9 protein-coding genes are annotated in these 8,187 nt (G+C 69.1%); 6 read left to right on the forward strand and 3 right to left on the reverse strand.

Annotated features, from left to right (window positions below):
* The first annotated feature begins 214 nt into the window (after positions 1-214).
* The 3 genes from KHC23_RS13965 to KHC23_RS13975 are packed head-to-tail and all read left to right on the forward strand — an operon-like array spanning position 215 to position 2,384.
* Complete coding sequence (locus tag KHC23_RS13965) at positions 215-994, forward strand: alpha/beta fold hydrolase (RefSeq protein ID WP_213373284.1); 780 nt, start codon at positions 215-217, stop codon at positions 992-994.
* A gap of 11 nt (positions 995-1,005) precedes the next feature.
* Positions 1,006-1,782 (forward strand): alpha/beta fold hydrolase, encoded by a 777-nt coding sequence (locus KHC23_RS13970; protein ID WP_213373285.1) that lies wholly within the window; start codon positions 1,006-1,008, stop codon positions 1,780-1,782.
* A gap of 17 nt (positions 1,783-1,799) precedes the next feature.
* On the forward strand, positions 1,800-2,384 hold the full coding sequence (locus tag KHC23_RS13975) for a DUF4286 family protein (RefSeq protein WP_213373286.1): 585 nt from the start codon (positions 1,800-1,802) through the stop codon (positions 2,382-2,384).
* Between the two features lie 103 nt (positions 2,385-2,487).
* Here the strand turns inward: KHC23_RS13975 and KHC23_RS13980 are convergent, their stop codons facing one another.
* Both KHC23_RS13980 and KHC23_RS13985 read right to left on the reverse strand, forming a co-directional pair.
* Positions 2,488-2,967, reverse strand: a complete 480-nt coding sequence (locus tag KHC23_RS13980) for a hotdog family protein (RefSeq protein ID WP_213373287.1) — start codon at positions 2,965-2,967, stop codon at positions 2,488-2,490.
* Between the two features lie 3 nt (positions 2,968-2,970).
* Positions 2,971-3,513 (reverse strand): FAS1-like dehydratase domain-containing protein, encoded by a 543-nt coding sequence (locus tag KHC23_RS13985; protein WP_213373288.1) that lies wholly within the window; start codon positions 3,511-3,513, stop codon positions 2,971-2,973.
* Between the two features lie 228 nt (positions 3,514-3,741).
* On the opposite strand from KHC23_RS13985, the gene KHC23_RS13990 reads away from it, so the two are divergent.
* Positions 3,742-4,749, forward strand: a complete 1,008-nt coding sequence (locus KHC23_RS13990; protein WP_213373289.1) for a Gfo/Idh/MocA family protein — start codon at positions 3,742-3,744, stop codon at positions 4,747-4,749.
* On the opposite strand, the gene KHC23_RS13995 is transcribed toward KHC23_RS13990, so the two are convergent.
* Positions 4,746-5,789, reverse strand: a complete 1,044-nt coding sequence (locus KHC23_RS13995) for a LacI family DNA-binding transcriptional regulator (RefSeq protein WP_213373290.1) — start codon at positions 5,787-5,789, stop codon at positions 4,746-4,748. The two genes, KHC23_RS13990 and KHC23_RS13995, sit on opposite strands and share 4 nt — an antisense overlap.
* A 249-nt stretch (positions 5,790-6,038) precedes the next feature.
* Between KHC23_RS13995 and KHC23_RS14000 the strand changes: the two genes are divergently transcribed.
* Positions 6,039-6,959 (forward strand): hydroxymethylglutaryl-CoA lyase, encoded by a 921-nt coding sequence (locus KHC23_RS14000; RefSeq protein WP_213373291.1) that lies wholly within the window; start codon positions 6,039-6,041, stop codon positions 6,957-6,959.
* Between the two features lie 44 nt (positions 6,960-7,003).
* Positions 7,004-8,137 carry an iron-containing alcohol dehydrogenase gene (locus KHC23_RS14005; protein ID WP_213373292.1) on the forward strand — a complete coding sequence of 378 codons (1,134 nt, stop codon included), beginning with the start codon at positions 7,004-7,006 and terminating at the stop codon, positions 8,135-8,137.
* The last annotated feature ends 50 nt before the right edge of the window (positions 8,138-8,187 follow it).

Raw genomic sequence — 8,187 nt, forward strand, 5'->3', positions numbered from 1 at the left:
GCGGAAGCCGCCTGTCCGATGCGGTGGAAGCGGCGGCGCGAGCGGCCCCGTCTTCTCTTGACAGGATGTGGAGAAAGAGCCAATTCTGTCGACACTATATAGCGTATCCTGAAGAGTTTCGGGCATTGTAAAGCCGTTGTCCGATAAGTCGGTCGACATTAATCCTGTGCTGCCGTGCCGGTCCCGGTGCCGCCGCCCGAAGAGTAAGCCAGCTATGGAAGTGGTCGAGCTGCACGGTATCGTCGAGGGCTCCGGCGAGGAACTCGTTCTTCTGCATCCGGTCGGGCTGGACAGTTCCTTCTGGGGCGCGATGCCGGCCATGCTCGCCCACTCGCACCGCGTTCTGCGGCTCGATCTGCGTGGTTTCGGCGGCTCTCCGCTCGGCGCCGGCGCGGTGCCAATCGAAGCCTACGCCGCCGATGTGCGGCAGTCGATCCGGCGCCACGGCCTGCGCCGGCCCGCGGTGCTGGGGCTGTCCTTCGGCGGCATGGTCGCGCAGACGCTGGCGCTGGAACATCCCGAGAGCGTCTCCCGGCTCATCCTGTGCGGCTGTCCCGGCGGCATCCCGGCCGAGGCCCGCGAGGCCCTGCGCGAGCGGGGCGCGGCGGCCGAGCGGGACGGCATGGAATCCATCGTCGCCCTGACCATCGAGCGGTGGTTCACCCCTGGCTTCGTCGACAATCCGGTGGTGGAGCGGGTGCGTGCGCGGCTGCGTTCCAACACCGTCAGGGCCTGGGCGGAGGGCTGGCGGGCGATCAGCGGCTTCGACGCCCTGCCCCGGCTCGGCACCCTCGACGTCCCGACGCTCGTCGTGGCCGGCGCGCAGGACGCCGCCACCTCGCCGGCCGCCTCCGCCGCGCTGGCCGCCGCCATTCCCGGCGCGCGGCGTGCGGTCCTGCCCGGTGCGCCGCACATGATGCAGCTTGAGACCAGCGGCCTGTTCACCGAGACGGTCGGCGACTTCCTGGCCGGCCGTCCGGTCGGCGCGGCCTAGGTGCGGCGAAGATGGAACCCTTGCTGTCGCATGTGCTCACCGGGGCTCGCCGCGACCTCGCGCTGCTGCTCGTCCATCCGATGGGCGCCGACCTGACCTTCTGGGACGACTTCGTGAGGGCCGTCGACGGGCGCGCGGCCACGCTGGCGGTGGATCTTCCCGGCGCCGGCGACAGCCCCGATCCCGGGCGGCCGGTGTCGCTCGACGCGCAGGTCGCCGCGCTGGAGGCGTTGCGACAGGGGCTGGGAATCGAACGGCTTGCCGTCGTTGCCTGCGCGGTCGGGACGATGACCGCCGGCGTCTATGCAGCGGCCCATCCGGAGGCGGTCGCGGCGCTGGTTCTCGCCAATCCCACCCCGGCCAGCGCCCCTGCCGCGCGCGAGATGCTGGCGGCGCGGGCCGAGGCCGTGCGCGCGGGCGGCATGGAGGCGGTGCTGCCGGGTGCGGTCGAGCGCGCCTTCCTCGAACAGCCGCGCGACGGGCGCTACCTGCGCTACATGAATCGTTTCGCCGCGCAGGATCCCGAGGCTTATGCGCGGGCGCTGCTGGCGGCGGCCGAGGCGGATGCGGCCGCGGCCTTCGTCCGTGTCGCCTGTCCCTGCCTGCTGGTACCCGGCCGGCATGACGTGCTGCTGCCGATGGAGCGTACCGAGGCGGTCGCCGCCCTCGTGCCGCACGCCCAGTGCCGCGTCATGGAGGACGCCGCGCATTTCGTTCCCTACCAGCAGCCCGGCCGCTTCGCGGAACTGGCGCTGGACTTCATCGGCCGCGAGGTCGATCCCGCCTGATCTTCCGGAGTGTGACCATGGGCAATAAAGGCTTTCTCCTCGTCCTGATGCAGCCGCCGCCGGCCTTCGAGGACGAGTTCAACGCCTGGTACGACACCGAGCATGTGCCCGAGCGCGTGGCGGTCGAGGGCTTCGAGAGCGGGCGGCGCTATGTCTGCATCGACGGCCATCCGAAATATCTCGCCATGTACGACATGGTGAACGAGGCGGTGCTGGAGACCGAATCCTATCTGCGCGTCTCTGCGGATCGCGCGAGCCCGTGGACCCGGCGCGTGACCAGCCGGGTGAAGGTGTACCGCTCGGCCGGCGAGCAGATCTTCCCCGGCGACGAGGTGACGGTGCCAAGCGTGCGCACACTGCTGCTGCGCTTCAGCGGCGTGCCGGCCGGGCTGGGTGAGGCGGTGATCGCCGGGGCGAAGGCATCCTTTGCCGGCAAGCCCGGGACGGTCCAGCTCCGGGTCTTCGCCTATCCGAGGGGGGGCGGCGTCGACTTTCTGGTGATGGTCGGGCTGGATGCGCCCCGGCAGGTCGCCCTGGACGTGTCGGTCTTCGGCGAGGCGGCACCCTATTTCGACATGGCGAACAGTTACGCGCCCTATTGATCGCCCCGTCCCGCACAGAAGACCGGCCAGCGCATGCGCTGGCCGGAAGTTCGTTCGGGAGGTCGTCCTGGAAAGGCGGCTGAGGCAGGGGCGCTCGTGCGCCTCAGTTCAGCGCGGCCGGATCGAACGGGTAGGGCACCGGCGGGCCGTCGCGCAGCGGCAGCACCACGCTGGCGGTGCCGGGGGAGCCTTCCTTGCCGTTCTGGTCCTTCAGACCGATGTCGAGGTCGACGACGCCGAAGCGTCCGCGCTGGCTCCGGCTGGTGACCCTGCCCCAGGCCGCGAGCGTATCGCCGGGGATGTTCATGCCGCGATACTGGAAGTTCATCTTCCACAGCCAGCCGGTCTCGCCGGCCCAGTCGACAAGCACCTGCGCCAGCACATGCTGCTTCCACGAGCCGTTGATGAGCACGTCGGGCAGGCCGTCATGCCCGGTGGCATAGCGCCAGTCGTAATGGATCTTGTGCCAGTTCTCCATGGCGGCGGACCAGCGGATGATGTGCGCGGTGGTCATCGGCCCCTTGGCGAGCACGGGGATGTCGTCGCCGACGGCGACGGTTTCGAAATACACGGTCTCGGCCATGGCTTATCTCATAATCATGGTGTTCAGGGACTTCAGCAGCGGGCGGCCGTCGGCGGTGCGGTACTCGTCCTCGATGACGACGAGCACCATCGGCCCGGCCTTGCCCAGCTTCTGGTAGATGTCGAGATAGGCCGAGCGGCACTGGATGCGCTCGCCCACCTTGGGGTAGCTGAAGAACTCGTATTCGTAGCCGCCGTTGAGGATGCCCGAGAGCGGGACAGGCAGCTTGGGAAGGCCGGGCCGCATGGCGCGCGAGACGCCGTCGAAATCCGGATCGCCGGCGGCGGCCAGCGAATCGTTCAGTTCCTCCGCCGGCCGGCGGAAGGCGTGGACGGGAAAGCCGGGCGGGGCGACGACGTCGCCATAGCGCGTGCCGGCGGCGTGGGCCGTGTCCCAGAAGCGCGGATTGGGATCCATCAGCGCCTGGAAGAAGCGGCGCACCTCGCTCGCCTCCACCGGGTGCGGCGCCTCCAGCCAGTCGGAGCGCGCGCCGATCACGGCACGCACCTCGGGGGTGATGTGGTCCACCAGTTCGTCAACAGCCATGCGTGTCTCCTCGCCTTGCTTCTTCTTCTGCCGCCTTGCGGGCGGGCGGCGCGCTCCTGTTCCGGGCGTGCCTTCTTGATCTCCACTGTACGCATCTATGAAACGTTTTCAAGATTGATGAGGCATGGCACACTGAACGCGAGGGCGGAAATCGCCCTGCGGCCGGAAGGCTGAACGAATGAAGGAACGAAGGCACTGTCCGGCGCCGTCGCATGGGAGGAAAACAGAATGAAAATCGTTTTTATCGGGGCGTCGCACTGGCACCTCGATCTGTACCTGCTGCCTTTGCTGGACCTCTCCGGCGTCGAACTCGCGGGCATCGCCGATCCGGACGAAGGCGCGGTCGCGCGCCTCACGCAGCGGCTCGGCTGTCCCGGCGACACCGACTACCGCGCGCTGTGCCGCCGCCTGCGCCCCGACTTCGTCTTCGCCCTCGGCCGCCACGCCGACATGCCGGAACAGGCCCGGTTCCTGATCGAGGAGGGCATTCCCTTCGCGCTGGAGAAGCCGTGCGGCCTGAGCGCCGCCGATGTGGAGCCGATCGCCGGTCTGGCCGCCCGCGCGGGGGCCTTTGCGGCCGTTCCGCTGGTCTTCCGCAATGGCGACTTCGCCCGGTACCTCGAAACGCTGAAGGAGGAGGGCGATCTCAGCTATGCCAGCTTCCGCTTCATCGCGGGCTTTCCCGCTCGCTACCGTCAGGCGGGCTGCGACTGGATGCTTGATCCGTCACTGTCCGGCGGCGGCTGCACCATCAATCTCGCCGTGCACTTCTTCGACCTCGCGCTCAGCCTTCTCGGGCCGGATGTGCGGGTGCTGAACGCCACCATGGCCAATCATGCCTGGCGCGAGCGGGTGGAGGACTATTCGGTCGTCACCTTCGAGCGCGCGGGCGCCCTGTGCGTGGTCGAGACCGGCTATCTCTACCCCGCCCCGACCAGCAATTTCGACATGCACTACGCGCTCCGCTCGCCCCGCACCTACACCATCGCCCACGACACGCAGACGGTGGAAAGCCTCGCCAATGACGGCACGTCCCGCCAATGGCCCTCGCTCACCACCAATGTCCCGCATTACCGCACCTTCGTGGGCGACGTGCTGCGGCGCGTGCGCGAGGGGCAGCCCCCGCTGGCCAGCCTTTCCGACATGGTTCCGATCATGCGGCTGATGGACGAGGCCTATGCGCGGGCGAGCGCCCATCCGCTGCTGCCGGCGTCGCCCGTCCTCGTCGCGAGCTAGTCTCCGGGAGCGAGTTCCTGGCAGGATTCGCGCAGGATGAACTCATAAGGGACGATCACCCGCTCCGGCGGCGTTTCGCTGCCGCCGATGCGCGAGATGGTCAGGCGCGCCGCCACCCGCCCGGTCTGCGCCCAGTCGTAGCGGATGGCGGTGATGCCGGGGCGGGTGAGGGCGGCCAATTCGGTATCTCCCAGCACCACCAGCGAGAGTTCGTCGGGGATGGAAAGGTTGAGCTGGCGCATGGCGTCGAGCACGCCGGGCAGCATGCCGCCGGAGACGATGAGCGCGGTCGGTTTGTTGCGCATGGAGAGCACGGAATAGGCGGCGTTCACCGCATAGTCGCGCGTATAACCGCCCATATGCACCAGATCCGCGCTCACCTCCGTGCCGACATCGGCCAGCGCTTCCGCATAGCCCTGGAATCGGTAGCGGCCGGACATGTTGTCGGTGGGGACGGTGATGAGGGCGATGCGCCGGTGGCCGAGCGCCGCCAGATAGCGGGTGGCGCGGTAGGTGCCCTGCACCTGGTCGGTGCGCACGGCGTCGAATTCGGTGCCGATCTCGCGCTCGAGCAGCACCACGGGCATGGGCAGCCGGCGCAGTTGCTCCACGGTGCGCGGGTCCTGGTCGCGGGCGAGGATGGCGATGATGCCGTCCACGCGCCGGCGGGCGAATTCGTTGAGGATGTTCTCCTCGCGGCCGCGCTCATAGCGGGAGTTGGCGAGAAAGAACGAATAGCCCTGCTGGGTCAGTTCCTCCTCGACGCCGGCCGCCGCCTCGGAGGACAGCGGATTGCGCAGGTCGGGCACGATGACGCCGATCACATGGGTCTTCTTCGAGCGCATGCCCTGGGCGAAACTGTCCGGCCGGTAGTCCAGCGCGGCGGCGGCGTCGAGCACGCGGCGCTGCAGCGCCGGCTTCACGTTGCGCGCCTTGTTGAGCACGCGCGAAACGGTGCCGATCGACACGCCTGCCTGGCGTGCCACGTCGCTGATCGTCGCGCGGGTCGGCGCAACCCTGCCGGGCTTGCTTTCATCCATGGTCGGCACTCGCAATGCGTTCCCGGAGCGCGAGAACGTTCCATGCTTAGCCGATCTGCGGCCACCGCGCGATGGCGTTCGCACGCTGGCCGGCGCTCGTCCACGTCTCCCGGCCGTGCCGCGAGAGTGTTCAATCCCGCCCGCTGCGGTCGCGGTGGTGCCCGCCTTCACGCTTGACCGACGCCGGGTCGTCCTCTTAGGCTCTGGAAGGAAAACGTTTCAAATATAAATCTCCGGGAGGCTGCAGCGATGGGCGAGACGGTGAAAGTGTGCGAGGTCGGCCCGCGCGACGGGTTGCAGATGGCGGCCTCGATCATGCCGACGGAGGTCAAGATCGAATGGATGGCTTCGCTCGTCGCTGCCGGTCTCCGGGAGATCGAGGTCGGCAGCTTCGTGCCGCCGAAGCTCATCCCGCAAATGGCCGACACGGCCGAGGTGGTGCGCGCGAGCCGTGCCATGGGCGGGTTTACCGTCGCCGCGCTGGTGCCGAATCTGAAAGGTGCCCAGCGTGCCTATGAAAGCGGCGCCGACGTCGTGATCGTCCCGGTATCGGTGAGCGAGGGGCACAGCCGCGCCAACACCAACAAGGGCAGCCTGGAACAGGTGGCCGAAGTGCGTGCCATCGTGGAGTGGGTGCGGGCGCAGGAGCGGCCGATGAAGGTCGATGCCGGCTGCGCCACGGCCTTCGGCTGTTCCATCGAGGGGCGCATTCCGGTGGACCGCGTGGTCAGGGTCGCCGCGGCGCTCGCCGAAGCCGGGGTGGACGGCTTGGTGCTGGCCGATACGGTCGGCTACGGCAACCCGGCGCAGATTCGCGACACCATCCGCGCGGTGGGCGGCGAGATAGGCGCGGTGCTCGACCGGCTGCATCTGCACGACACGATGGGCCTCGGCCTCGCCAATGCGCTGGCGGGCCTGGAGGAAGGCATCCGCGCCTTCGATTCGGCGCTGGCCGGCCTCGGCGGCTGCCCCTTCGCCCCCGGCGCCTCCGGCAACATCGTCACCGAGGACCTCGTCTTCATGCTGGAAAGCATGGGTTTCGCGACCGGCATTGATCTCGACGGGCTTTTCCGCGCCCGCGAGGTGCTGCAGCGTGGCCTGCCGGATGCGGCCCTGCTCGGCAATGTGGTCAAGGCCGGGATCCCGCGGACCGATCCCCGGGCGGCGTGACGCTATCGTCCGGCTTGTCCGTGCCATCTGAAAGGGGAAAGGCCGTGCAGGGCACCATCACCTATCTGACGACCATCGAGTTCGGCGAAGGGGTGATCGCCCGTCTCGACGGGTATCTCGCCGATGCCGGCATTCGCCGGCCGCTCATCGTGTCCGACCGCGGCCTCGCCGCCACCGGGCTGGTGGCACGCGTGGAGGCGTTGTGTCCGCCCGGTTCGGCGGTGTTCCTCGATGTGCCGTCCAACCCCACCGAGGCGGCGGTCCTCGCCGCGCTGGCGGCCTATCGCGACAGCGGCGCCGACGGCATTGTCGCGCTGGGCGGCGGGTCGCCGATTGATCTCGCCAAGGGCGTCGCCCTGCTCGCCACCCACGAGGGGCCACTGGAGCGCTACGCCGTCATCTATGGCGGGCTCGGCCGCATCACCCCGGCCGTCGCGCCCGTCGTCGCGGTGCCGACGACGTCGGGAACGGGCGCGGAAGTGGGCCGCGCGGCTCTTCTCACCCTCGCCGACGGGCGCAAGCTCGGCTTCATCAGTCCTCACCTTTTTCCGCGCAAGGCCGTGTGCGATCCCGAACTGACCTACGGGCTGCCGCCCTTCCTCACCGCCGCCACCGCGCTCGATGCGCTCTCGCATTGCGTCGAGACCTTCCTGTCGCCGCGCTACAACCCGCCCGCCGACGCCATCGCCCTCGACGGCGCCGGGCGCATCTGGAGGCATGTCGGGCGCGCCTTCGACGATGGCGGCGACGTCGTGGCACGGCGCGAACTGATGATGGGATCGCTGCAGGGAGGGCTCAGCTTCCAGAAGGGGCTGGGCGCGGTCCACGCCCTCTCCCATGCGCTGGGCGGTCTTGGCGAACCGAACCTGCACCACGGCACGCTGAACGCGCTGCTGATGCCCGCGGTCCTGCGCTTCAACCGGCCGGCGATCGGCGACAAGGCCGAGCGCCTCAACACCGCGCTCGGCCTCGCGGCGTCGGCCGATCTTGCGGAGGAACTCGACCGGCTGAACCGCCGGCTCGGCATTCCGGCCGACCTGGCGGCGCTGGGCGTTCCTCGCGACCGGATGGACTGGCTGGTCGAGCGGGCGCTGGCCGATCACAGCGCCGCCACCAATCCCCGCCCGCTTTCGGCGGCGGATCTGCGTGCCCTGCTTGAACAGGCGTCCGGCGCCTAGGCTCAGGACTCATTGATCAGAGCCAGAAGATGACGGCGGCTGCGATGCAG

The sequence above is a fragment of the Ancylobacter dichloromethanicus genome (genome assembly GCF_018390645.1).
GTDB lineage: Bacteria > Pseudomonadota > Alphaproteobacteria > Rhizobiales > Xanthobacteraceae > Ancylobacter > Ancylobacter dichloromethanicus.

Bases quoted from the DNA above. Each gene is read 5' to 3' on its own strand.
- KHC23_RS13965 (WP_213373284.1), top strand. From the start codon at position 215: ATGGAAGTGGTCGAGCTGCACGGTATCGTCGAGGGCTCCGGCGAGGAA.
- KHC23_RS13970 (WP_213373285.1), top strand. From the start codon at position 1,006: ATGGAACCCTTGCTGTCGCATGTGCTCACCGGGGCTCGCCGCGACCTC.
- KHC23_RS13975 (WP_213373286.1), top strand. From the start codon at position 1,800: ATGGGCAATAAAGGCTTTCTCCTCGTCCTGATGCAGCCGCCGCCGGCC.
- KHC23_RS13980 (WP_213373287.1), bottom strand. From the start codon at position 2,967: ATGGCCGAGACCGTGTATTTCGAAACCGTCGCCGTCGGCGACGACATC.
- KHC23_RS13985 (WP_213373288.1), bottom strand. From the start codon at position 3,513: ATGGCTGTTGACGAACTGGTGGACCACATCACCCCCGAGGTGCGTGCC.
- KHC23_RS13990 (WP_213373289.1), top strand. From the start codon at position 3,742: ATGAAAATCGTTTTTATCGGGGCGTCGCACTGGCACCTCGATCTGTAC.
- KHC23_RS13995 (WP_213373290.1), bottom strand. From the start codon at position 5,789: ATGGATGAAAGCAAGCCCGGCAGGGTTGCGCCGACCCGCGCGACGATC.
- KHC23_RS14000 (WP_213373291.1), top strand. From the start codon at position 6,039: ATGGGCGAGACGGTGAAAGTGTGCGAGGTCGGCCCGCGCGACGGGTTG.